General features: G+C 41.5%; 24 protein-coding genes and 1 tRNA gene. 4 read left to right on the top strand and 21 right to left on the bottom strand.

Annotation, left to right across the window (positions count from 1 at the left end; genetic code table 11):
- Position 1: 1 nt before the first annotated feature.
- Positions 2 to 1315 (top strand): 30S ribosomal protein S12 methylthiotransferase RimO, encoded by a 1314-nt coding sequence (rimO, locus tag ACWIUJ_RS05825; protein ID WP_454169564.1) that lies wholly within the window; start codon positions 2 to 4, stop codon positions 1313 to 1315.
- A gap of 13 nt (positions 1316 to 1328) precedes the next feature.
- Here the strand turns inward: rimO and ruvX are convergent, their stop codons facing one another.
- The 7 genes from ruvX to modA all read right to left on the bottom strand — a co-directional run bounded on the left by ruvX (position 1329) and on the right by modA (position 6616).
- On the bottom strand, positions 1329 to 1820 hold the full coding sequence (gene ruvX, locus ACWIUJ_RS05820) for a Holliday junction resolvase RuvX (RefSeq protein ID WP_454169562.1): 492 nt from the start codon (positions 1818 to 1820) through the stop codon (positions 1329 to 1331).
- 9 nt (positions 1821 to 1829) lie between these two features.
- Entirely contained in the window at positions 1830 to 2612 is a 783-nt protein-coding gene (locus ACWIUJ_RS05815; protein WP_454169561.1) for a DNA-processing protein DprA, read from the bottom strand.
- Positions 2596 to 3543, bottom strand: a complete 948-nt coding sequence (locus ACWIUJ_RS05810; protein ID WP_454169559.1) for a divergent polysaccharide deacetylase family protein — start codon at positions 3541 to 3543, stop codon at positions 2596 to 2598. The genes ACWIUJ_RS05815 and ACWIUJ_RS05810 overlap by 17 nt, the downstream gene beginning before the upstream one ends.
- A gap of 84 nt (positions 3544 to 3627) precedes the next feature.
- A complete protein-coding gene (locus ACWIUJ_RS05805) occupies positions 3628 to 4521 on the bottom strand; it encodes an ABC transporter ATP-binding protein (protein ID WP_454169557.1) in 894 nt (297 codons plus the stop codon).
- Between the two features lie 27 nt (positions 4522 to 4548).
- The gene (gene modB, locus ACWIUJ_RS05800) at positions 4549 to 5250 is read right to left on the bottom strand and encodes a molybdate ABC transporter permease subunit (RefSeq protein ID WP_454150926.1); all 702 of its coding nucleotides are present in this window, start codon (positions 5248 to 5250) and stop codon (positions 4549 to 4551) included.
- 16 nt (positions 5251 to 5266) lie between these two features.
- On the bottom strand, positions 5267 to 5800 hold the full coding sequence (locus ACWIUJ_RS05795; protein WP_454169555.1) for a hypothetical protein: 534 nt from the start codon (positions 5798 to 5800) through the stop codon (positions 5267 to 5269).
- A 66-nt stretch (positions 5801 to 5866) separates the two neighbouring features.
- Entirely contained in the window at positions 5867 to 6616 is a 750-nt protein-coding gene (modA, locus tag ACWIUJ_RS05790; RefSeq protein ID WP_454150930.1) for a molybdate ABC transporter substrate-binding protein, read from the bottom strand.
- A gap of 581 nt (positions 6617 to 7197) precedes the next feature.
- Between modA and ACWIUJ_RS05785 the strand changes: the two genes are divergently transcribed.
- Positions 7198 to 8394, top strand: coding sequence for a hypothetical protein (locus tag ACWIUJ_RS05785; protein ID WP_454169553.1), 1197 nt, complete (start codon positions 7198 to 7200; stop codon positions 8392 to 8394).
- A gap of 224 nt (positions 8395 to 8618) precedes the next feature.
- Here ACWIUJ_RS05785 and ACWIUJ_RS05780 read toward each other — a convergent pair whose 3' ends face one another.
- From ACWIUJ_RS05780 to ACWIUJ_RS05740, 9 genes are all read right to left on the bottom strand, one after another.
- Positions 8619 to 8900 carry a type II toxin-antitoxin system RelE/ParE family toxin gene (locus ACWIUJ_RS05780; protein WP_454169551.1) on the bottom strand — a complete coding sequence of 94 codons (282 nt, stop codon included), beginning with the start codon at positions 8898 to 8900 and terminating at the stop codon, positions 8619 to 8621.
- Complete coding sequence (locus tag ACWIUJ_RS05775) at positions 8893 to 9231, bottom strand: hypothetical protein (protein ID WP_454150936.1); 339 nt, start codon at positions 9229 to 9231, stop codon at positions 8893 to 8895. The genes ACWIUJ_RS05780 and ACWIUJ_RS05775 overlap by 8 nt, the downstream gene beginning before the upstream one ends.
- A 110-nt stretch (positions 9232 to 9341) precedes the next feature.
- Positions 9342 to 9653, bottom strand: a complete 312-nt coding sequence (locus ACWIUJ_RS05770; protein WP_454150938.1) for a hypothetical protein — start codon at positions 9651 to 9653, stop codon at positions 9342 to 9344.
- 11 nt (positions 9654 to 9664) lie between these two features.
- Positions 9665 to 11050 (bottom strand): NFACT family protein, encoded by a 1386-nt coding sequence (locus ACWIUJ_RS05765; RefSeq protein ID WP_454169550.1) that lies wholly within the window; start codon positions 11048 to 11050, stop codon positions 9665 to 9667.
- Between the two features lie 23 nt (positions 11051 to 11073).
- On the bottom strand, positions 11074 to 12618 hold the full coding sequence (locus ACWIUJ_RS05760) for an AAA family ATPase (RefSeq protein WP_454169548.1): 1545 nt from the start codon (positions 12616 to 12618) through the stop codon (positions 11074 to 11076).
- A complete protein-coding gene (locus tag ACWIUJ_RS05755) occupies positions 12615 to 13481 on the bottom strand; it encodes an NAD(+)/NADH kinase (protein WP_454169547.1) in 867 nt (288 codons plus the stop codon). Before ACWIUJ_RS05755 ends, ACWIUJ_RS05760 begins: the two co-directional genes overlap by 4 nt.
- Before the next feature lie 111 nt (positions 13482 to 13592).
- The gene (locus tag ACWIUJ_RS05750; RefSeq protein WP_454169545.1) at positions 13593 to 15680 is read right to left on the bottom strand and encodes an ATP-dependent helicase; all 2088 of its coding nucleotides are present in this window, start codon (positions 15678 to 15680) and stop codon (positions 13593 to 13595) included.
- An 18-nt stretch (positions 15681 to 15698) separates the two neighbouring features.
- Positions 15699 to 16796, bottom strand: coding sequence for an SAM-dependent methyltransferase (locus tag ACWIUJ_RS05745; RefSeq protein WP_454169543.1), 1098 nt, complete (start codon positions 16794 to 16796; stop codon positions 15699 to 15701).
- Positions 16759 to 18072 (bottom strand): acetylornithine transaminase, encoded by a 1314-nt coding sequence (locus tag ACWIUJ_RS05740; RefSeq protein WP_454169542.1) that lies wholly within the window; start codon positions 18070 to 18072, stop codon positions 16759 to 16761. Before ACWIUJ_RS05740 ends, ACWIUJ_RS05745 begins: the two co-directional genes overlap by 38 nt.
- A gap of 162 nt (positions 18073 to 18234) precedes the next feature.
- Between ACWIUJ_RS05740 and ACWIUJ_RS05735 the strand changes: the two genes are divergently transcribed.
- Together ACWIUJ_RS05735 and ACWIUJ_RS05730 are read left to right on the top strand one after the other, a co-directional pair.
- Positions 18235 to 18840 (top strand): hypothetical protein, encoded by a 606-nt coding sequence (locus ACWIUJ_RS05735; protein ID WP_454150953.1) that lies wholly within the window; start codon positions 18235 to 18237, stop codon positions 18838 to 18840.
- Between the two features lie 105 nt (positions 18841 to 18945).
- Positions 18946 to 19022, top strand: a tRNA-Met gene (locus tag ACWIUJ_RS05730).
- Between the two features lie 41 nt (positions 19023 to 19063).
- On the opposite strand, the gene hypE is transcribed toward ACWIUJ_RS05730, so the two are convergent.
- From hypE to hypB, 5 genes are read right to left on the bottom strand one after another with little or no spacing between them, the layout of a single operon-like run.
- Entirely contained in the window at positions 19064 to 20059 is a 996-nt protein-coding gene (gene hypE, locus ACWIUJ_RS05725) for a hydrogenase expression/formation protein HypE (RefSeq protein ID WP_454169541.1), read from the bottom strand.
- Between the two features lie 12 nt (positions 20060 to 20071).
- The gene (locus ACWIUJ_RS05720) at positions 20072 to 21802 is read right to left on the bottom strand and encodes an AAA domain-containing protein (protein WP_454169540.1); all 1731 of its coding nucleotides are present in this window, start codon (positions 21800 to 21802) and stop codon (positions 20072 to 20074) included.
- Positions 21803 to 21824: 22 nt separating this feature from the next.
- Positions 21825 to 22928, bottom strand: a complete 1104-nt coding sequence (hypD, locus tag ACWIUJ_RS05715; protein ID WP_454169538.1) for a hydrogenase formation protein HypD — start codon at positions 22926 to 22928, stop codon at positions 21825 to 21827.
- Positions 22929 to 22937: 9 nt separating this feature from the next.
- Positions 22938 to 23198, bottom strand: coding sequence for a HypC/HybG/HupF family hydrogenase formation chaperone (locus ACWIUJ_RS05710; protein ID WP_454169536.1), 261 nt, complete (start codon positions 23196 to 23198; stop codon positions 22938 to 22940).
- Between the two features lie 22 nt (positions 23199 to 23220).
- Complete coding sequence (hypB, locus tag ACWIUJ_RS05705) at positions 23221 to 23895, bottom strand: hydrogenase nickel incorporation protein HypB (RefSeq protein WP_454169733.1); 675 nt, start codon at positions 23893 to 23895, stop codon at positions 23221 to 23223.
- Positions 23896 to 23931 lie beyond the last annotated feature (36 nt).

The following is a 23931-nucleotide window of genomic DNA, read 5'->3' as shown; positions in this document are numbered from 1 at the left end:
AATGCAAAAAACACTGCACCTCATTTCGCTTGGTTGCACCAAAAATCTTATTGATTCTGAAGTGATGCTAGGGAAGCTATCAAGCTACAAGCTAGTAGAGCAAGCGCATAATGCTGATGTTATTATCATTAACACCTGTGGCTTTATCCAATCTGCCAAGCAAGAGAGTTTGGAAAAAATCTTTAACGCCCATAGCGTGCGCAAAAAAGATTCTCTACTTGTGGTGAGCGGGTGTCTAAGCGAGCGATATTACGATGAGCTAAAGAGCGAAATCCCTGAGATTGACATTATCACGGGCGTTGGGGATTATGATAAAATCGATGAAATGATAGAATCTAAACGCTCTTTGCATTCTCAAAAAGTCTTTTTGGCTGATGAGACGCATTCACGGGTGGTGGCAAATTCGACCTTTCACGCCTATATCAAGCTAAGCGAGGGGTGCAATCAACAATGCAGCTTTTGTGCGATTCCGCATTTTAAGGGCAAGCTCCATTCGCGCACGCTAGATTCTGTGATTAAGGAGTTAGAGATTCTCTACAATCAAGGGTTTAGAGACTTTAGTCTAATCGCACAAGATAGCAGTTCATTTTTGCGCGATTTGGGTGTGAAAAATGGGCTGAGTGCCCTTATTAAGCGCATTGATAGTTTGAATCTTCCCATAACCGTGCGGATTTTATATCTCTACCCAAGCACCACTGATGAGAATCTTATTGAGAGTATTGCAAACTCATCAAGTTTTTTGCCCTACTTTGATATGCCATTGCAACACATTTCAAATGCTATGCTAAAAGTGATGAATCGCGGGGCAAACAAAGCCCACCACTTAAAACTTCTCAAACTAATGGATAGCGTGAGGGGGCGATTTTTACGCACGGGATTTATCATAGGACACCCGCAAGAGAGCGACCGTGATTTTAGCGAGTTGTGTGAGTTTGTGCGTGATTTTAGGTTTGATAGGATTAACGCCTTTGAGTTCTCTCCTCAAGAGGACACGAGGAGCTTTACAATGCCTAAGTTAGATTCCAAACTTATACAATCGCGTCTAAAAGTTTTTGAAAACATTATCAAAAAAAAGCACAAAGCCACACTAAAGAATCTGCTCCACCAAAAGTTAGAAATTATCATCGAGGGGCAAAGTGAGCTAAGCGAGCATTTTTATAATGCGCGTGCGCGACTTTGGGCGAAAGATATTGATGGCACTATCCTTATTAACGAAGTTGCCAATGGCGTTGATATACGAGATAGCGCGTATGAATGTGAGATTACGCAAGTCAAAGATGAGTTTATTTTTGGCAAGGTGCTAAAAGCATTGTAGCGTTGCAATAGATTTAATGCCTATTTATCACACTTGCATTAAGGAAATTTTGCAAAATCTCACACGCACTAAGAGAATCTACTCTCCCGTCTTTTTGTGCGCTTTGGCGGTTTTTACGCCCTAAATGCGCGAGTTTATCCTCGCTTTGCTTTGAGCTATAATCCTCATTGACAAAGTAAATTTCCCCGCTAAAGTTAAGGGTTTTGATACAATGCCAAATACGCAGTTGAGTTTGCCTAATCGCTTCATTTTCGCTTAATTCACCCGCTTCAAATGCACTATTAAGCGCACTTTGTGTTTGCACTCCGCATAAATGTGGCATACCCACCACGAGAGTCTTCGCTTGCCTTTGGACGAGGAGATTTTCTAGTTCGCTTAGGGCTTGAGTTTTATTTTTGCGCGTAATTGCGGGCAATGGCAGGATTATCCCATTAAGGATATGTGCTAATCCAATGCGCTTTAGCCCCATATCACACGCGATAAGATTATTTTTTGCTCTATTCACTCTATTGTCCTAGATTATTACGCGCACGATTCCATTTTCGCGCACGATTTTTCCCTCTAGTTCGTATTCTAAGAGTATATCGCCAAACTTTTGATATGCTAACTCGAAACTTGGTGCGTTTTGACAAAAGCTTAGCACTTCATCATCACTTTTATCTTGCACGCCAAAGATTTCGCTTATAAATGCACCAATGTCATAAATGCACCGCGCTTTGTTAGTTGAGAGGAGTTCTTGTGTGCCTAAACTTTCATTTATCCTATGTGGCAAGACAAAAAGTGGCGTGTTAGATTCTAAAGCTAGCCGTGCGGATTGCAAGCTCCCAGAGCGTAAATCTGCTTGCGGGATTATGACTATATCACTTATGCCTACTACGAGGCGATTGCGCTCTAAGAAGCTGTGTTGGTGTGGCGTATAGGGACTTTCATACTCGCTTAAAAGAAGAGATTCTCTCCTTATGCGCTCTATGATTGTTTGATTTGCCTTTGGGTAGGTAATCTCAAGACTCGCTGGGGAAAACATTATCGTGTTTGGCAGGGCGTTTGTATGTGCGATTATATCCACGCCAAGCGCGCCACCGCTCACTACTACCCCGCCAGCTTTAGCAATGCTCGCGCTCAAGGTCGCACATACTTGCTTTGTGTATGGGTTTGGTGCGCGTGAGCCCACGATAGCCACTTTAATTGGAGAATCTAAAAGCCTCAAATCCCCCTCATAAAAGAGTTGTTTTGGCGGATTGCTTAGTGTGGAGAGAGCAGGGGGAAGTAAATCTAGTGTGTTAAAAGTTTTGGGCATATTGAAATTTTGAGCGGTTATAGAGTTTGATATTTTGCGTATAGAGGTGGTGTTGGAGTTCGCTTGGGCTTATGAGCTCCACTTCGCTAAAGTCTGCTCCTCTAAGTGCTTGGAGTGTTTCTTTGTGTGGGTGGCATATAGCAATCGCATAACCCTTTTTCTTTGCTTTGGCTATGGCGAGATTGATTTGCGTGGCGATACTTTGTGTGTGAATGGTGTTGTCTAAAAATATATCGCGTTGCATTATGAGCCGTGATTGCTCGCGTGCGATTTTTGGGCTTACTATATGCTCGCTTGTTACGCTATCGATGAATTCTAATCCAAATTCATCAAGCACTTCAAGGAGATTTTGCATATCTTGTTTGCTTGAAGTGAATTTCGAGCCTGTGTGGTTGTTGATAAATTTGAGATGAGGGAAGTCGCCCTTAATGCGTGAGAGCACTTCACGCAGGGCATCTTTGCTCGCGCCCACTTCGATTGGTTCTAGTTCGTTTTGAGCGAAGTTGATTGCTTGAAGTGGCAAATGCACCATATATTCGCCCTCCCAGCTTTGTGTGAAGTCTTGGATAAGTTGTGGAGTTTTTGGCGAATAAGGTGTCTTTGGGAAAATTGAGGGTGTGATATTAAGCCCCAAATTTGCAAGATTATTAAGTTGTCTTTTAGTGTGAATGTCGTCCATAATGATAAGGAGCTTTGGCTTTTGCCCGTCATTAAGCGCGGTTGTGGGCGTGGATTTTGTATCTTGTGGTGGAGTATTTTGTGTGGTGTTTGTGTGGGCTTTTTTGTCTTGCTTGGTGGGGTTATGTGTCGCGTCATAGAGCTTTTGCGCTTCTTGCCATTCCTGCACAAAGTGCGTGATAATGGAATCTGAAAGCAACCATTCGCCAAAGGCGCAAGACACAAGGAAAAACGCAATAACAAAAAATCTCAAAATGCCCTCACTTATGGTAATATCAAGTCTTATGTAGGAGAAACTTATCGCAGAGATTCTATGATTTTTGTGCTAAATTTCTGCTTAAATTGGATTATGAATCTTAAAAAGCAACGGATTGTATGCTTTTGTAACGATAAGCACTTTATCCCCTTCTTTGAGGTCTTGCGCGGATTTTGTATCATAGAGAATCTGCGCTATTTCGCTTCCACATAGCACTTTTAATATGCACGATACACCATCAACGCGTTTTTCTAAGATTTCCCCGCTCAAATTCACCTTGCCACTTAGCTTTGTGTGCGCGAAAATCTCGCTTGCATTTCCCTTGCACTTGATTTTGCCATTTTCTAGCACCCAAATTTTACTCGCAAGTTTGAAAATCTCACCAATATCGTGGCTTACAAGCAAGGTCGTAATGTTAAGATGATAATGAAGTTTAGCGATTTCATCTTGCAAACTCGCACGCATAGCAGAATCGAGCGCACTTAGTGGCTCATCAAGCAATAAAATCTTTGGCTTGCGCACGAGCGCGCGTGCAAGTGCTACGCGTTGGGCTTGCCCGCCAGAGATTTGGTGTGTGCCAGATTTGAGGATTGGCTCTAGCTCCATTAGTTTGATAAGCCAATTTGCAAAATCACGCTCTTTTTTGTTTTCTAAGCCAAAGAGGATATTATCAAGCACGCTTAAATGTGGGAAAAGCGCGTAATCTTGAAACATATAGCCAATAGCGCGCTTTTGTGGTGGGAGGAATGTCTTGCCATCTTGCCATACTTGCTCGCCTACTTTAATGTAGCCAGAATCTGGCAAAGTAAGCCCGCTTAAGATTCGTAAAATCGTGGTTTTCCCCGCGCCACTTTTGCCAAAGAGCGTGAGAAACTCGCCAAATTTCAACCCCTCCTTGATATGAAGCGAAATATTATGCGAGCCTTGAGCGGAGTAGCCAATGAGCTTTTTGCCAAAGTCAAGTTCTATATCCATTTGCGCACTCCTTAGATTCGAAGAATCTTAAATAATGTTGGTTATTTTTTTATCAAAATATTTGCGTGTGATGTAAAATATCGCACACAAACTCACAAAGCTAACGATAAACAAGCACAGCGCGTATTGGTGCGCGAGCGCGTAATTGAGGCTCTCTACTTCCTCATAGATTGCGATACTTGCGACTTTTGTCTCTCCAGCGCGTGAGCCACCTATCATCATCACCACGCCAAATTCCCCAATCGTGTGTGCGAAGCTCGTTACACACCCTAGCAAGATTGCAGATTTCACATTCGGCAATAGCACAAAAAACAGCGTGTAGAGCTTGCTTTTGCCAAGTGTGTAGCTCGCTTCTTTAAGCGAGTTTGGCACAGAGCAAATGCCGTTTTTAATGGGATTTACCATAAATGGGAGGGAAAAAATCACGCTCGCAATCACCAGTCCGCCAAAGCTAAAAGTGATTTGAAAATTAAAATGCTCGAGCAAAAATTTCCCCAAAAAGTTATGTTTGCTCAACGCCACGAGCAAGTAAAATCCAAGCACGCTCGGAGGCAACACTAAGGGCATCCATATAAGGGCTTCAAGCATTGTGCTAAACTTTGAAGTCGTGGCATAAAAAAAATACGCCAGCGCGATACCGATAGGCAAAAGCACCGCCGTAGTGATAAATGCCAGCTTAAAGGTAAGAATCATAGTTTCTAAAAATTCTTCATCTGCAAATGCTTCCATTTAAACTCCGCTTAGATTATGCTTGTAACTCAAGTAAAATATCGCTTGGAGCGACAAGCCACGCGCAATCTTGCCCCACTTCTAATCCATTGTCATCTATGCTTGCTATGAGCGCGCTTATGCCAGATTCGCATTCTACACGCGTGAGAATCTCCTCGCGCTCAATCTCTACAATTTTGCTTATAAAGTAGTTTCGCGTAGGCAGTGAGAATTGTGGCGCATTAGACTTGAGTGAATCTTTTGTCCCATTGTGCTTAAAAGACTTGCTAAAATCCACCTTGCACACCAGCACTTGCGTTTGTTTAAAAATCGCTTTGACTTTATCGCCCACTTTCCACGGTCTGCTTTCATCAACGACAATAAGTGTATAAATCTTCCCAAACACACAATCCAGCGTGATAAGCGCGAGATTTGCGCTTTGTGTGATATTTGAGATGATTGCATTAAGTTGATTCATTGTCCTAATCCAAAGAGATTCTAAGTTATGTTTTTGATTATAGAGTTTATAAATAAAAAAACGCAAGTGCAAAAGCGTCCAAAGCACTTCCACACTTGCGCATCGCTACACTAGCAAAAGCCGTGCCTACTTTAAACCTTTATCAAAGTCCAAAGTGTCTTATGGCTTATCATAGCCATAATCTGCAAAGACTTTTTGCGCCTTATCGCTGAGCAAATACTCCGCGAACTCTTTTGCAAGTTTTGAGTTTTCTCCCGCTTTTGTAACCACCAACGCCTGCACGATTGGGTCATAATATTTTTGGTCAATTATGGTGTAAGTGAGGTCTGGATTCTCATCTTTTACCTTGCCTTTAGCCACCATTGATAACGCGGTGAATCCCACATCAGCAGAGCCTTGTAGCACATAAGTAGTCGCCTCGCTAATAGATTGCCCGATAGCAAGTTTCTTATTGAGAGGTTTTTCTTGCTTGGTTTTCTTTAGATAGCTTTCAGTCGCGCGTCCATAGGGAGCTACTTTAGGATTAGGCATTGAGATATGTTGCACTTTGGAATCTTTTAAGATAGCCTCGCTACTTGCGTTAAAGTCTTTGTTGATACTAAAAATCACAAGTTTGCCTTTGACATAGTTTTTTGCCTCGCCTGCGGCATTCCCATCAGCGACTACTTTCGCAGGATATTCGCTATCAGCCGCGATGAAAAGCTCCGCCTTAGCCCCCTCTTTAATCTGCGCATACGCATTCCCCGAAGCGATATAGCTTACCTCAATCTTATCTTTTTTGTGCGTTTTGAGAAAATCCTTTTTAATATCCTCAAGCACGAATTTTAGGCTTGCCGCCGCTAAAACTTGAATCTTTTCTGCAAATGCACCGCTAAAAAGCAATGCACACACTAAAAGCACTCGTAACATACAAACTCCTCATTTGGAAAGATATAAAATCGCTCTTGCAATTCTAATAAATCTATCGAACTTAAAAAGCCAAAAGTATTCGCATAGTTTGTCATACTTAAGGGCTAAAAGCCCGAAGTATCTCAAAATTTCACAAAGTAAAGTTATAGAGATATTTCGCTACGCTCAATATGACAAATTCGTGTTTGAATGCTTCAACCAAGTCGAAAGTTTTTAAAAATCGCAAATGATTTTAAGCCAAGCATTGTAGCAATTTTTTAGCAAAATGCTATATTTTTTGATATATTTTGTAAAATCTTTTACATAGAGTGTAAAATCTTTGCAAAAAAGTCGCCTATTACTTGACAAACGCCAAAGAGGGTATTATACTTTTGGTGTCTTTTAAGGCTTATTGTGAGTTATTAAGGACTTTAATCTTTGGTGTATTTTAAAGCATAGAGCGACTTTGATAGACTTTTGATAGATTTTAAAGAAGTCTAGGAGAGTTTGTATATGTTTTTTTTTTATAAACCTTAGTTGAATCTCTTTATTAACGCGCTTAAACATTAAAAGATGAAATTTAACCCCAAAAAGGAGTTTCTATGAAAAAGATTGCAGTTTCTAGCGCGTTATGCGCTTTGTTGGCGTTGCCAAGTGTAGGACTTGGTATGAAAGTCTATGATAGTGATGATAAATCACTTGATTTCTATGGAAGTATCCGTGGCTTTGTCGGCGGTGGTGCTCCTGTGGGCACAGATATGCTTACTTCTAGGTTTTCCACTTCTGCTAATGGAAATAATATTGAGTCAATACCGGGCTCTGGCTATGGCTCTTACCTTGCAGGCTTGCAAAACAACACCCACTTTGGTTTTAACTTCAAATCTGGCAAAGTCAGCGGTAAAATCGAAGTAGGTATGAGAGAGAGTGGTGTGCTTGGAAGTGCTGGTGGCAATGATGCAGGATTCCGTTATTTTTACGGGACTTATGACTTCGATGGCGCAGGCAAGCTCTCATTTGGTAAGATTGGGACGATTTCTGCTGAGGGTGGATTCACCAGTGATTTTAACAACAACAACTCGGCTGGGCAAGGTTTTGGTTCAGTAGCAGCAGCGTCTCGCCATCTCCAACTCCAATACCAAATCTCTAGCTTCACTATCCAGCTTATCCAAGATAATGGCAACGCAGGACTAGGCGATGGTGGGACATTCGCTCCTATTGTCTATTCTGCTACGCCAAGGGTGGCTATCGGCTGGACACCAAAGATAGAGAATCTAAAGCTTAAAGTCGCCGCGACATTAAAGCAATATAGCAAGGTAGATAGTGTCGCTACGAATGCGACTGCGTGGCATATCTTCGCTGGTGTGCGCCCGACCTTTGGGAGCTCCTATCTTAGCTTTGTGATTAACTATGGTATCAACGGACATCTCTATGGCGAGCAAGCGACTAACGCTTCTAGCGGTCAATATGGCTACAATCACCTAAACGTAGCTGCAGGTTTAGACGCGAAGCGATTTGGCGCGCACTTGGAGTATGGTTTAGGACTTGGGAGCACGACTAAACTCATCATCGGTGCTGGGTATCAGCTCACTTATGGTGGTGTAGAGCAAAGTGAAACTTCAACTAATAATATTAGAGACATAAACGCTGCAAAAGTGTTTATCCAACTCCCAATCAAGCCTAGCAAGGAATTCACTTTCGCACCACAAATCTCATATATGGATACAGCCGTTACGACTACCACAGGCACGAATCATATCTCTGGTGCAGTGGGTATGGTGCGCCTAATGTATGACTTCTAGGAATGCCTCATTTTTGGAATGACTCATTTTTGGAATGACTCATTTTGGAATCCTAAAGATAAAGTAGCTTTATACTACTAAAGCCCCCTCTTTATTAAGGCGGGGCTTATATTAGGGCTTTGATTTAAGTCCTAATGCACTTCCTTGGTAAAATTTGTGCTTTGCATATTTCAAGGCTTGCGGGGATACAGAGCCCCAAGCCTTGCTTTCGTTGGCTTAATGTATCATTTACTAAATCGCTTAAAAAGGTTGTTGTGGTTGTCTATTGCATAAAGTGTGAGTGTGGTTTCACTAATTGCATAAAGCACTAAAATATCGCCCTTTAGATGAAACTCTCTATAATTTTTGAGTTTGCCTTGTAACTGATGGTCTTTATATTTGGATTGCAGAGGTTTGCCATTGCGGAGGGTATCTAACAATGGGTTTAAGGATTGTAGGTCAAATCCATTTTTGATTAATGCTTGCGCGTCTTTTAAAAAGGATTTCTTATACTCAAGCTCACGCATTAGGAATTAGTCCCGCTTCTTTCGCCTCTTTTATAGCCTTAAGTATATCTGTTGGTTCATTTGCTGGAGTGATAATGGCTGTTTCACTCGCCAAAGATTCTAGGCATTTTTTAGTTGGTTTTAGCTCCGTTTGTGCTATCTGCTTTTGGTGTATCTTTATCTTTGCTTTTTGAACTTCTACTAAGTCGCTTTGTAAATTTTTAATTTTCTTTTCAGCTTTGAGTTTTAGTGTATCAAATTCTTTTTGTGTTTGTATGATTTGCTTATGAATCTTCTGCTCGAGGTTTGTTAGCTTTTTGTTTGAATAAGTTTCTAATACTGCTATATCCATTTTTTATCCTTGTTAGGTATATTCAATCTGTAAAATTATACCATAAACAAACCACACCTTAGCCATAATGCAAATAAAGGGAGAGGTTTTATAGATTCCTAAAAATAGAGTTACGCCTTGACATTAAGCATTCCCTCGTAGTAATACTCTTGGGGTTTTTTATCCTCTTTTTGCTCGATTTCCCATTGCTTTTTTGCTTGCTCTTGGCGTTGTTGCTCTTGTTTGTTGCGCCCATTTTCATTGATAGCTTGGGAATCTTCAGTCCCGCTCACTTGCGCGACTTCTTGGAGTTTGCGCTCAAACTCGTTTTTGTTTGATTCTTGGATAATGTCAGGGCGACCCTGTGCGTTTGCAAGCTGTGTAGAGCCAGCTTGCGCGTTTTGGTTAATGTAGGTAATGTTTCCAACTAAACTTACTGCCATTACACACCTCCTTATTTTCTCAGTTCTAGGGTTTTATGTTTCGCGTAAATCACATTTGCTCCTTGCATAATTTTGACAAATCTGCGTTGAGTATAATCGACACTAAAGCTCCCTGAATGAAGCGCACACAATCCAATGAGAATCTCTCCAGCCTTGTGGATAACCTCCTCGCTTAATCGTGCCTTACCACAAAAGATAAGCAAATGTGAGCTAGGAATATCTCTAATGTGCATCCACATATCATCGGCGTGTGCGAGCTTTAGCAACTCTTGGTTTTGCTTAGCATTTTTGCCAATGCCAATCTTAAAGCCCTGTATATAAAACACTTCAAAATTCGTTCCTTTTTTTTGTATTTTTTTATTATTTTGTTCTTTTTGTGCGTAAATTTTAATGTCTTGGAGGCTTAAAGCATTTGCCACAAGGTTGCTTTGGGCTTGCAAAAACGCAAGGGAATCGTGTATGTTTTGGATTTGGATATGCAGATTCTTTGCCTTTTGGCTGAGTTTTTTGCTTTGGGTGAAATATTGCTGGGCGAGGTGCGAGAGTGTTTTGCTCCCCTCTAGTGTAGGGATTTGTAGTGTATTTTGGGCGTGAAACTTCGCGCGTGTATCGCGAGGCAATTCACTACAAGGCAAATCATCAAATGGTGCATTTAGGCTAAGGCAGGGTGCGTTAATGCTATGAGGCGCAAGCGTGTGAATGCGCGCTAAGATACTTTTCGCATAGAATCCAAAAAGCGCGCTTTGTGTGTCTAAATCCTTTTGGTTTGGCAGAGAATCAAGCGTGCAAAGGAGCTTTTGCTTTTTAGATTCTAAGGATTTAAGCGCGCTTTGCTTGGCGTTTATAAGCGTGTCTTGCAAATAAGAATCATAAAGCGTGGCTAAAAACTCCACACTTACGCTCACTTTATCGTTATTTTTTGGTGGATTTGCTGGCTGGGGTAAGGGACTTAAGACTTTGCCAACTTGGACTTGGCGCAGAGATTGCGTGATATGGCGCAGAGATTCTAAGACAATGTTTTTTTCATTAAGTAAAATGGCGTTGGTGTATTTGCCTGTAAATTCCAAAACAAGGCAAAAAGATTCTTGTTTGTAGGAGTTTTGATTTGCGCAATGCAACTCTAAAATGCGATTGTTCCCATCGATTGTAGAATCTAAAAGTGTGGCATTGGTGCAAAGGGCTTTGAGTTTGTTATCAAATGGAGCTTGGTAGTTTTTCGGGCTTAGTGGCGCATTTGAGAGGCTATAAATCCCACTTTTAGAGCGTGCTAAATCAATGAGAAAAAGTGTGCCTTGCAGGTTTAATAGCAGTGCATTATCATCAACGCGCTTGCAAAAATATATTTTATCAAATGTGTTAAAGAGCTCGCTTACGCCCTTTAAAATGCCTAGATTCATAGTTTGTATCCATTGTTTAAGCGTTAGACTTTATTTTTGCTTAGGGCTTGCTTGGCAAACTCTAAGGCTTCTTTTGTAATCTGTGCCCCGCTAATCATTCGCGCGATTTCATTCGCCCGCCCAGCAGAATCTAGGAGCTTTACCTCGCTTTTATCCCCGTTTTTATACACAAGATAGTGATTATCCGCTAAGGTTGGCATATGGGGCTGATGAGAGATTGCAAAGATTTGATAAGAGGTGGAGAGTTTTTTAAGAATCTTTGCCACGCCCTCGCTTTCTTGCCCACTTAAATTCGCATCGATTTCATCAAGCACGAGGATTCCCGCACGCTTGGCTACACTCGCGTCAATACACATAAGTCCAAGTCGCAAGCGATTATATTCCCCAGCACTTAGCGTGCTAATGCCACTGCCACCGAGCGTGATAGTGCATTCATCGCTTCCGCGCTCAGTCTTTGTGTTTTGGTTTAGCGTGATAGAGAGGGGCTTTAGGTGGAGCTCATCAGTGAGGGAGCTTAGGGCATTTTGGAAGTCTTTAAGCGCGTTTTGTCGTGTAGTGTGTAGTTGCGTATCAAGTGTATGGAGAGAATCTTGGAGGGCTTTAGATTTTTTTACCAAGTCATTTTTGGTAAAGTCCATATTTTCGTATTGCTCGAGTTTTTGCTTTTGCTCTTTGGCGTGGTTGAGCGCGTTTGCCACAGAGCCGTATTTATGCACGAGCGTAGAAATGCTTGATATGCGTTCTAAGATTTGCTCGGGGTTGGTGTCCTCTAGGGATTGGAGTTGAGAGAGCTTAGATTCTATAATCGCTTCTAATTCTCTCACTCCCTCGCTAAAGGCGATACAGCTCTCATCGCTTAGGGCTAAAAAGTTATCCACGCACCCCGCTTGGTCTAAAAACGCCTGCACGCTTTTAATCCCCTCAGCGATTTTTTCTTGTTTGCTTAGCGTCTTTTTAAGCTCTAAAAGCTCCTCGTATTCGCCCTCTTTTGGCGCGATAGAATCTATTTGGTTTATCTCAAAAGTGGCGATTTCTTTGAGCGAGGCGATTTGAGATTCTTGAGTTTTAAGCGTTTCTAGCGCGTTTATCGTGTCTTTTAACTCTACAAATGTCGTTTTGTATTCTTTGAGAATCTGTGCGTGCTTTGGTGTGCGCGCAATGATAAAATCATCAAAAATGCGTAAAATGTTTTTCGCGCTCATATCCTCATCACTGCGTGCGCTGATATGCTTGCCAAAGCCAGAGACGATTTCATTTAGTCGCTTTTTAGAGCTTGATTGATGATTGAGAAAATAGCGCGTTTTTTCTTTTTTTAAAATGCTAAGCACGATTTCTTCATCATCTAAGATTCCATATTCATCGAGGTTGATTTCTAGCTTGCTTGTGGCGATATTTGCCTCGATGAGCTCGGCATTGCTATCTTTAATGCCAAAAATGCCAAGCAACGATTCCATAAAGACGGATTTTCCACTCCCGCTTGCTCCACTAAAGACATTAAAGCCATTTTTTAAATGCAATTCTAAAAGCGAGAAAGCGGGCGAGTTGTGAATCAAAATGCGTGTAATCATAGCTCACCCCATTTAAACTTTTCGCGCAGGATTTGAAAATAATTGCGTTCTTTTGGATAGATAAGCAATGCGCTATGCTTTGAAGAGTGGATAAAGATTCTATCTTGTGGCAAAAGTGTGTGACTTTGTTGCCCATCGCATAGCAAGGTAGCGGGACTTTTAACGCTAAATTCTAAGCGCATTTGACTATCGATAATAAGTGGGCGTTGAGTGAGAGAGTGCGCTGCGATTGGCGTTAAAAGGATATTTTTACAATATGGATACACCACGCACCCTCCCACTGAAATATTATACGCCGTAGAGCCTGTGGGCGTAGCGATGATGAGCGCATCGCAAAAATAAGTATTAAAAAGCTCGCCCTCAATTTTTGCTGTAATATCAATAATCCCTGAAATACTTTGTTTAGAGATAAAAAACTCATTAAAGGCATAAAAAATCTTAGGTTTTTCTCCCTCGCGGATAATTTCACACTCAAGCATTAAGTGCTCTTTGATTTCATACTCACCTGTTTTAAGTTTAGGGATAAAGTGTGCAAATTCATTGGGATTCATCGCAGTTAAAAATCCAAGTCGCCCCGCGTTTATCCCCATACAAGGGATATTTTTCCCATAGCATTCGCGGATTGTCGCAAGAAGTGTGCCATCGCCTCCAATGGAGAGCAATATATCAGCCCACGCGATTAAATCTGCAAAGTTCTCTCCATTTGTATGAAGGCTTTTGGCACTTGTGGAATCTAAGCGCGCTTGTATCTCATTTGCTCTAAAAATATCGCACAGATTCTCAAATGGAGATTTAAGCTCTGGGCTATCAGGGCGTAGAATCACGCCCACTTTGGTAATATTTTTACAATGTGTAGTTTTCATTCACACTCTTTATTGTAGAATCTTAGCAACTTATAGGCTTGCATTGTAGCATAAAAAGATAATTGTGCTAAGCACACTGCGCTTAAAGGATAAAGCGATTGATTTATAACTCTATTTTTGCACGAAATCACTTGTAATCTTGCGCACCATACCACCAAAATTGATTTTTAATATGGTGGTATCGTTGTTTTGTTCAATTTCTATTATGCGTCCATTACCAAAAAGTTTGTGATTTACAATGTCATTTAGTGCGAAATTTGTATCGTTATTTTTATTTTGTGGTGTGGCTGATATATCCTCTCCATTTGCGCCACTCTCCGCGAGAAATCGTGAGCGCACAAGGTGAGGCTCTCTTTTGCCGTGAAAGAGCCGTGATTGCGCGCTTGAGAGGTAGAGTTGCTCCTTTGCACGAGTAAAAGCCACATAGCCAAGTCGCCGTTCCTCTTCTAAATCTGTGTCAGTCAATATCATAGGGAAAAACCCCTCTTCTAATCCAATCACAAAGACGCTCTCAAATTCTAAGCCCTTAGCACTATGCACACTCATACAACTCACACATTCACTCGCATACTCATCAGCACTTGAGCTCAGTGAGATATTGTTTAAAAATTCTTGCAAGCCCTCATCTGGATTTTGCCTAAAATAGTCATCTAAAACACCATAAAATTCATCAATATTTGCCATTCTATCTATGCGTTCTAATGGCGTAAAATCACTACTAAAATCAAAACTTTCTTTAAATTGCGTGATAAATTCAAGCATTGAGTCCTCTTGCGTGCGCTTTTTTAGAGAATCTAGCAATGCAAAAAACTCCTCTAGTGTGTTATAATTCTTTTGTCCAATGAGAGTGGCACACTCCTTTGGGTAAGCACAAAAGCACGCATATACACTCAAATCTTTTTGCTTAGCGATGGCTTGCAATCGCTCTTGGGTTGTTTTGCCAATCCCACGCTTTGGTTTGTTGATGATACGCATTAGCGAGAAATCATCATTTGGGTTAATAAAAAAGCGCAAAAAGCTAATAATATCTTTGACTTCGGCACGCTCATAAAATCGCTGTGCGCCGATGAGTTTGTAGGGAATCTTCGCACGATTAAGCGCATCTTCAATGCCACGACTAAAGGCGTTAAGACGAAACAAAATGGCAAAGTCTTGCGCGCTTTTGCCTTGCGTGAGTGCTTCTTTAATGATTGAGGCGATGAGATTGCCCTCAGCTATCTCATCGGGCGAAGTGAGGACAGAAACAGCACTGCCAGAATCTTTTTGGCTTTTGAGATTCTTCCCCAATCGTTTTACATTATGCGCTATAAGGGTGTTTGCAAGCTCTAAAATCTGTGGAGTAGAGCGATAATTTTCCTCGAGTTTAATTGTGCGTGCGTTGCTAAATCGCTCTGCAAATTGCAAAATATTAGAAATATCAGCCCCCCTCCAGCTATAAATGCTTTGGTCATCATCACCCACCACACAGATATTTTGGTGCGTGCAAGTGAGCAGGCATAAAATCTTATATTGCAATTCGTTGGTATCTTGGTATTCATCAACCATAATGTAGTTGTATTGTTCGCTTTTTTGTTTAGCGAGATTCTCATTTGAGCGTAAGATTTCATAAGTAAGGGAGAGCAAATCATCAAAATCAAGGGCATTGTGAGCGAGCAAGTATTCCTCATAGCGCATATATGCTTTGCTTAGGGCTTTAAATTCTGGGGAGTGGGCGTCTTTTAGCGCGACTTCAGGCTTAAGGCATTTGTTTTTATATGATGAAATATAGGCAAGTGTGCGTGCGGGTTGGATTTCTGGGGCGAGTGTTTTGGCGATTTTTTTACAATCTTGCGCATCAAGGAGAGTGAAATTCACATCGCGACCAAGCAAGTGGATATGGAACTTTAAAAATAACAAGCCAAAACGATGAAAGGTGCAAAGCAATGGCGGGGCTTGTGTGCTTTGACCAAGAAGCTCCATAGCACGCATTTTCATTTCATTTGCTGCCTTGTTAGTGAAAGTAAGCGTAAGGGTATTTTGCGCGGGGATTCCCACTTCTTTGATGAGGTAAGCTAAGCGCGTGGTGAGAGTCTTTGTCTTGCCACTGCCCGCGCCTGCTAGCACGAGGAGCGCGCCATCAATGTGTTTGACTGCTTGTAGTTGCTCTGCATTAAGGCTTTTGAGACTTTGATGAAGTGGAGAATCTTTTTGGTTTTGCATAATTTTCCTTGCACTATCTCAATTTTGCGCGTTATTATAGCAAAAGCAAGCACATTTAAATCGCTCGCCTAAAATTTGTGGGTCTAGCAGACTTTTTGCCTTAGCGACTTCTCTAAGATAGAGTGCATTATGTGTGTGTTGCGAAAAGATTTCTAAAAGTTTTGTGATTCCCATTTTTTCCACAAGGGCACGATTTTGCGGGAGATAAAAAAGTCTATCCATTCCATTAAGCGCAAAAAGTTCTCCAACAAAATCAAAATCTACATCAGCAGTTATATCAGCACATTGATAAAAGGATTGCAGGCCTATTTTTTGCATATCCTCAAAGCTAAAAACTTGATGATTGATATAGGAGCGGATATAGGAGCGTGGATTAAGGCTTGAGTGTGTGTCATAATCAAAGGTAAGAAAATATGCGTTTTTAGCGCATTTAGCGCATTTGGCAATATCGCGTATAAATGCTGGCAGAAATGGACTTATCGCGCCATTACGAGAATCTAGCGCGTTTTGCTTTAAGAGATTTTGTAGAAGCGCGTTTTGTGGAGCGAACGCATTGTGAGATTGTAGCACTTTTTGTGCTTTTGGAATGCTAAGCCATTGGAGTGAAAAATTTTGCACAAAAAGCATTGTTTTATCCTCAAAAATATCCACACCAAAAGAGTCAAAAAGCTCATTACTCACAAAAAATACGCTTGCGCGAGAATCTATGCTTACTTGGATTTGGGCGAAATTTTCATAGATGATAAAGTTTGGAATCTCCGCGTTTTGTTGGGATTGGCGTAGCGATATAAGTGGCTCAAGCGTGGCAAATGTAGTGTGCTCCATCACACCATAAGAGAGCGAATGCAAAAAGTTGGCAATATCACGCAATAAAAAACCCTTGTCCGCACCAATTTCAATAATATAAAGTGGTAAGGAAAGTTTGCCCTGCTCTAAGAGTGAGAGTATGAAGTTCGCAATGCTCCCACCAAAGAATCTGCTCGCGCTTACCGAAGTGTAAAAATCCCCATCTTTGCCCACGCGAGAAGTGCTGTGATAGTAGCCTTTATCTGCGTAAAGGCTCTCTTGCATCCACGCGCTAAATGGTTGTAGTTCGTGGTTTTTTTGGTTTGGCATTAGTGCGAGATTTGGGCTTTACACTGCTTGCTAAAGAAGCAGGAGCATTTGTCGTTTTAGGTGTTTGATTCTTTGTTTTAATGCTTTTGAGTGCCTTTTGGAATCGTCTAAATCCCTCATCAATCTCACGCTTGCTAATAAGCAATGGCGGGAGGAATCGCACCACGCCTCTACCTGAGCGGAGCACAAGTAGTCGTTGGGTAAAGCACGCTTGTAAAATATCTTGTTGGACTTGCTCGCTCTTTGCCTTTAAGCCACACATTAGCCCAAGCCCTGTTTTGTGGATAAAAAGCGTGGGGTATTTTTTAAGTAGAGAATCTAATTTGGCGTTAAAATACACAATCGTGCGCTTTAGTTTCCCGCTATCATAGGCTTTTTCTAGGATTTTTATAGCCTTTAAACCAGCACTTGTGCTTAAGAAATTGCCCCCAAATGTGCTCCCGTGCTCACTTGGCGCGAAAATATCGACACGACTTGTCATACACGCGCCTATTGGCACGCCACCAGCCAGCCCCTTTGCCATTGTGATGACATCAGGCTCTATCCCATAGATTTTAGAAGCAAAGATTTCACCGCTACGATAGATTCCGCTTTGCACTTCATCGACCATTAGCAGAATATTTTTGGACTTTAAGAGCTTTGCAAGCTCAATCACTTGAGCTTTATCCATTTGCTCAATCCCACCTTCGCCCTGCACGAGCTCTAAAAGCACGGCGCAAGTTTGAGAATCTAGCACATTGGCAATGTCTTTAATATCTTTTGCATACACAAATCCATCGGGATACGGACCAAAATGTTTGTGCATTTTATCCTGCCCTGTGGCTTTTAGCGAAGCAATGGTGCGCCCGTGAAAGCTAGAATCGAGCGTGATAATTTTGTATCGCCCGCTTGGATTCCCAAATTTGCGTGCTATTTTGATAGCGCATTCATTTGCTTCTGCCCCAGAGTTTGAGAAAAACACGCGATACTTGGTGTTTGAGCGAGAATTTTTTGTATAGCAATCGATGATTTTTTTTGCAAGCCTTGCTTGTGGAGCGATATGGTAGAGATTTGAAGTGTGGATAAGTCTTTTTGCTGCTTTGTTGATTGCTTTTGCAAGAGCTTTATTTCCGTGTCCTACACTCACTACGCCAATACCCGCACCAAAATCTATATAATCTCTTCCTGCTTCATCATATAAAGTTGCGTTTTTTCCTTTTTTAAAGGCAACATCTGCGCGCTTGTAAGTATGGAGCACATATTGTGTATCGATGGTTTTAATGTCTTGCAAGTTCATTCTTTCTCCCACTATTTAGTTTAAAAATGAGTGATTATATCCTAAAAGCCACAAAAATGCGACACAAAAGACTTGCAAATCTTAGGCATATTGAGTGATTATAAATATGGATTGTTTTTTGCTTAAATGCTCATACATACATTTTATTTTTGGAGCTGTATTATGCAAATTAGCGCGTTTTCACCATATACACCACAGCCCTCCACTCTTGATTCTCTAAGCAGGCAAGGCACGGGAGACTTCGCACAGAGTGCTTCTGGGACTTCAAATACTAATGCCAATTCCAATGGCTATGAGGCTAATGGACGCGAAGAGAGAGCAAATGAGGCAAAAGATAAGCCTCAAAATTTGCAAAGCACTGCGGATAGAATCGCACAACAAGGCGTAAATAAAAGCTCTTTTGATGATGCTTTGGAAGTAAGTCAAAGTAGCCTCCAAGATTCCCTGCCAGAGCATTTTGGACGCATTACTTATGGATTGGCACTCATAGAGCAAATGAGCGATAATGAGTATCGTGCATTTTTACGCGCCACAGAGGGGTTAAGTGATAGTGAAAAAATAACAATGGCACAAAGTCTCTATCGCTTTACAGACCTCTATCAAGGGCGCGAGGAATCAATCAATCAAGACCCAATCTTACAAGAAAAGTATAAAGCCTTTGGTGTGAGTGATAAGGAAATTACTTCGTTTTTAAACCGCTACAAAAACGCGTATATGGAGATTGCAAGTCAAAATATCTCACAAAGCAATGTGGCTATGCTCAACTAGCCACCAAAAACCTTGAAATTAAAAAGAGCAAAATTTAAAGACTTTGTAAGCAAAGTTTTTTTATAATCTCATCTTTGCTTACAAAATACGGTTGTTTTGCGAGTTGTCAGGGTAGCTCAGCTGGTTAGAGCGCTGGTCTCATAAGCCGGAGGTCGGGAGTTCAAGTCTCCCCCTTGACACCAACCATAAACCAATCTTTTAAATCTATAAATCCCCTAATTTCTTAGCAGATTCTTGGTAGGAGTTCGCCTTGTGGATATTCTAAATATCTCTTCCCGCCAAAAGCATTGTGTAAAATCACTTTTTGTGGATTTTGTGTGGTTACTTTACCTATGACGCACGCATTTTTACCAAGTGGGTGGGCGTGCAATATATCAAGGATTTTTTCACACGATTGCTCTGGCACGCTTAGCACGCATACTCCCTCATTGGCAAGTGCGTAAGGCTCTAATCCAAGTATCTCGCACACGCCTTTAACGCTCTCTAGCACGGGGATTTGCTCTTCAAAAATCTCGATTCCCATATTGCTTGCTTGCGCCCATTCGTTAAGCACACTTGCAATGCCACCGCGTGTCGCATCTCTTAAAGCGTGTATTGAGAGATTGTGTGTGAAAAGTGGCTCAAGCATTGGAAAAAGTTGCGCGCAATCGCTTTGCAGATTTGATTGCAGGGCGATTTCATTTCTCGCGCAATAAATTACAGAGCCGTGCGTGCCTACATTTGCGCTTACGATAATGCAGTCATCTTGTGCTAAGTTCTTTTGACTTAGGTTTGGATAGATAATGTCCCCTAGCGCGGTAGTGTTTATAAATATTTTATCGGCACTGCCCTTTGGGACGACTTTGGTATCAGCACTAAGGAGCACAAGATTTAGAGAATCTAGCTCTTTTGCCATTGAGGAGACAATGTGCTCTAATGTGCTTAATTCTAATCCCTCCTCAATGATAAAACCCGCACTTATAAACTTCGGTCTTGCACCCATCATCGCTACATCATTACTGCTTCCACACACGCTTAGCTTTCCAATGTCTCCCCCACTAAATATACAGGGCGTAACCACATAACTATCCGTGCTAAGCGCGAAATTTCCAGCACTTTTGCCAATGCCTGCGTCCTCGCCACTATGTGGCATAAACTTACCCAAATGACGCAAAAATACCTTATCGATGAGCTGTTTAGATTCCACTCCGCCGTTGCCGTGTGATAAAATCACTTCCATTTTAACACCTCCTTAAATATGTAAAATTTGTGCATGTTGTAACAATTTACTAAGAAATTGCGTAGGTTTGCTTTGCCAAAAGCTCCTATCACACACGATAAAAAGCTGTTTTTTAATCCTACTAATCGCCACATTAAGCCCAAAAAGGGCGTTTATCTGGGTAGAATCTGTCAAGTGATAATGCAATCCCACAGGTGAAAAAATCACACTATCCCACTCACGCCCCTGCGAGCCGTGAATCGTAGAGACTTCAGCACTTGGTAACGCCCGCGCAATCTCCTTTTTTTGACGCACAAATGGCGTGATGATTCCCACAGAGAAGTTTGCTCTATCCTTGCTTTGGCGTATGAGATGTGTATAGAGATTTGCCACAGCGCGCACTTCATTGGCACTCATCATAGAATCTACCTCGCTCTTTTTCCCGCAATCTAAGCAAACAACCTCAATTTGTCTATCCTGTCCTTGCAAGCCAATATGATAAATGTGAGAATCAAGGAGTTTTGCGAGATTGTCCCCATAGCGATGTGTGTAGCGAAGCGTAGAGATAGAGCTTATATTTGGCGTATGCGTGGGAGTTTTATCAAGCAGAGCAGCGGGATTATCGCTTAAAAATTCCTCGATAAAAAGCGCGGAGAGATTCCATAGATTGACTTCTTTTTGCTTGGCAATGTCTTTTGGTGGCATTTCACAAATTGGCATTAGTTGCTTATGGTCGCCAAAAAAGCTAATGGGCACATTTTGTGTGCATAAAGCACAAGCCTTAGATAGCGGGGCGAACGCACATTCATCAAGGAAAAAATGCTCAAACTCCACGCCCAAGCTATCAAATCGCTTGATAAAGCCATCAAGCGTAAGTCCCACGATAAGAGATTCTTTAAGGCGGGTTTTAAGTGAGATTCCCTGTGTGAAAAGTGAAGAGACATTTTTTTTATGGACTAAATTTGGGTCGCAACATTCGGGGTAAAGACGCATAAATTTTTGCGTAGGCATTCCTAAGCGAAGTAGGTTGCTTAGCTCAAAGTTATGTTTTTTAAAATTTTCAATAAGTGTGCTAAAAATTTGCTCTAATGCAGAGTTCGTGGGTGCTAGCACGCAAGTTTTTAAGCCATTTTTGGCATACCATAGCAACGATTCAAAAAGCACTACTTGGGTTTTCCCACTGCCCGGTGGTCCCCATACATAGCTAAGGGGTTTTTCAAAAACCATTTGTAATGCTTGCTTTTGGTATTCATTAAGATAGTGAGGAATCTCTTTTAGCTCCAAAGGCTTCCTACTTGGCAAGCAAAGAGAATCTTCGTGTTTAGCGATGAATTCCGCAACATTTTTTACTAAGAATTTTAAATCACTAAAAAGTTTGAGTGAGGGTTGCTCCATTATGTTTTGTGGAGTTTTTTTGTGTGATTTTTGTGTATATTGTGCGAAAAGATGTTGCAAGGCACTTAGGAGCGTGAAGTTTGGGAAAATCTCTAAAAAAAGCCTATCTTGGTCAAAGTTCATATCACAATGGCTAGCAAGCTCAAAACTCTGCCCTCCAAACTCCAAAATAAGCCCCTCTTGAGAGAAAAGTTTGCGTGAGAGCTGTAAGAGCAAAATATCATTTTCAAAAATTGCGCGCACTATGCGAATTTCATCTAAGCCTAAATTATGAGAATCTAAGTAGTCATAGTAGCTTTTTGCCGAGTGTAAAAGCAGAGCAACTTGGCTTTTATGTGGGCTTTGATTCTCTTGCAGGGCTAATGACATTGCACACTCCAAATGTTATGGCTTATGCGAATTTGCCATATTTATAATACGCCGCACACGCTCCCTCTGAGCTCACCATACAGCTCCCAATAGGCGAAGTAGGCGTGCAAGATTTGCCAAAGACTTTGCAATTATATGGCTTCGCATTGCCTTTTAAGATTTCTCCACAAATGCACGCTTTGCTGTCATTCACGCGCACTTTTGGCAAAATGTCATCAAACTTTTTGCGTGCGTCAAGGTAGGCAAACTCCTCTTTGAGCGCTAATCCAGAATCTGCAATCTCACCCAAGCCACGCCACTCAAATACACAGGGTGTGAAATATTTGCTAATGAGGTGTTGTGCCTTTGTGTTGCCTTCAAAGCTCACTATGCGCGAATACTGAATCTCCAACTGAGGTTTTTTCTCAATGACTTGCTTGCAGAGCGAAAGCACACTTTGCATCATATCAAGTGGTTCAAATCCACTTACCACGATTGGGATTTGGAATTTCTCCAAAATGGGCGCATAAATTTTGCTTCCACTTATGGCACTCACGTGAGATGGTGCGATGAGAGCATTTATACTGCAATCTTTAGAATCTAAAATTGCATTAAGCGGTGGCGGGACAAGGATATGGTTGCTATGAAAGGATACATTACTAAGGTTTTGAGCGATGACAGATTCTATAAGTGCGGCAGTCATTGGCGTGGTGGTCTCAAAACCAATGGCAAAATATACAATGTGTTTTTGTGGGTTGTCTTTGGCGATTTGGATAAGCTCAAATGGCGAGTATAAAAAGCGCACATCTGCGCCTTGCGCCCGCGTCTTTTGCAAGCTTCCTTGACTTCCGGGCACTTTAATCATATCGCCTAAGGTAAGCAAAATCACATTTTCTTGCTTAGCGATAGAGTGTGCCTCATCGATTCTGCCCTTTGGCATTACACACACAGGACAGCCCGGTCCGTGTATGAACTCAATATTTGGTGGCAAAAGTTTTGTGAGCCCATATTTCATCAGCGTGTGTGTGTGCCCGCCACACACTTCCATAATTTTAAGTTTGTGTGGGAGCTTTTGGCTTAGCAGTTTGATAGCTTTGGCACACGAAAGGATAGAATCTTTATCGCGGTAAGTGTGAATGTAATCCATTGAGATTCCCTAATTTTGCTGACTTTGCGCCAAGTCCTCTTGCTCGATGTCGCGCACGATTTGTTCATAGAGTTCTAAACTTGCTTGTGCCGCACTCTCATCAATCTTACTTGCGATAAAGCCAATGTGTAAAAGCACCCAATCGCCCACATTTATTTCTTCATTGCAGAGTTCTAATCGTGCTTCGCGTTGCACGCCCATTGTATCGACTATGGCGGTGTTTTGTTCGGTGTTTATTGAGATGATTTTTGATGGGATTGCTAGGCACATACGCCCTCCTTGTAATGTTGTGTTAAAAAATATGCTTACTTTTATATCGTGTTTCGCGCATTTTTTGAATGTGATTTTTGAGATTCTCTACACTTTTATTGTCTTTGGTGCTAAGGCAAAAAATAGGGATATGCTTATTAAGATTTGCTAAATCACTTTTGACTTGCTCTAAATTAAAGTTAAAAACGCTAGCCAAATCCCATTTTGAGACTACTACCAAGTCCGCACACAAAAACATACTTGGATATTTGAGAATCTTATCATCGCCCTCAGGGGTGGAGAGAAAGACGATATTAAGCGCAGCCCCCAAGTCATAGCTCGCAGGGCACACCAAATTGCCTACATTTTCGATACATAGATACTCGCATTCATTGAAATCACATACTTGCCTTAGCACGCTAAAGCCAGATTCTATCATTTTAGCATCTAAATGGCAGGCTTCTCCTGTGGTGATTTGATGCGCTTTGATACCTTTATCTTGCAATCGTTGTGCGTCTCTATTGGTTTGTAAATCTCCCTCTAACACACAGAATCGAAAGTCTTTAAACGCGCTTAAGTGTTCCAAAAAGCTCGTTTTCCCACTGCCCGGTGAGCTCATTAGGTTGATGACATAGAGATTGTTTTGTTCATAGAGCTCGCGGAGTTCGTTGGCTTTTTTGTCGTTTTGGCTTAGGATTCGCGCTCCAACGCTTATCATTGTAGAATCTAAGTTAGCGTTGTTTTGTAGTCGTTG

It is taken from the genome of Helicobacter sp. 23-1046, from assembly GCF_053654635.1.
This window is presented reverse-complemented; position numbering and strand designations above follow the sequence as displayed.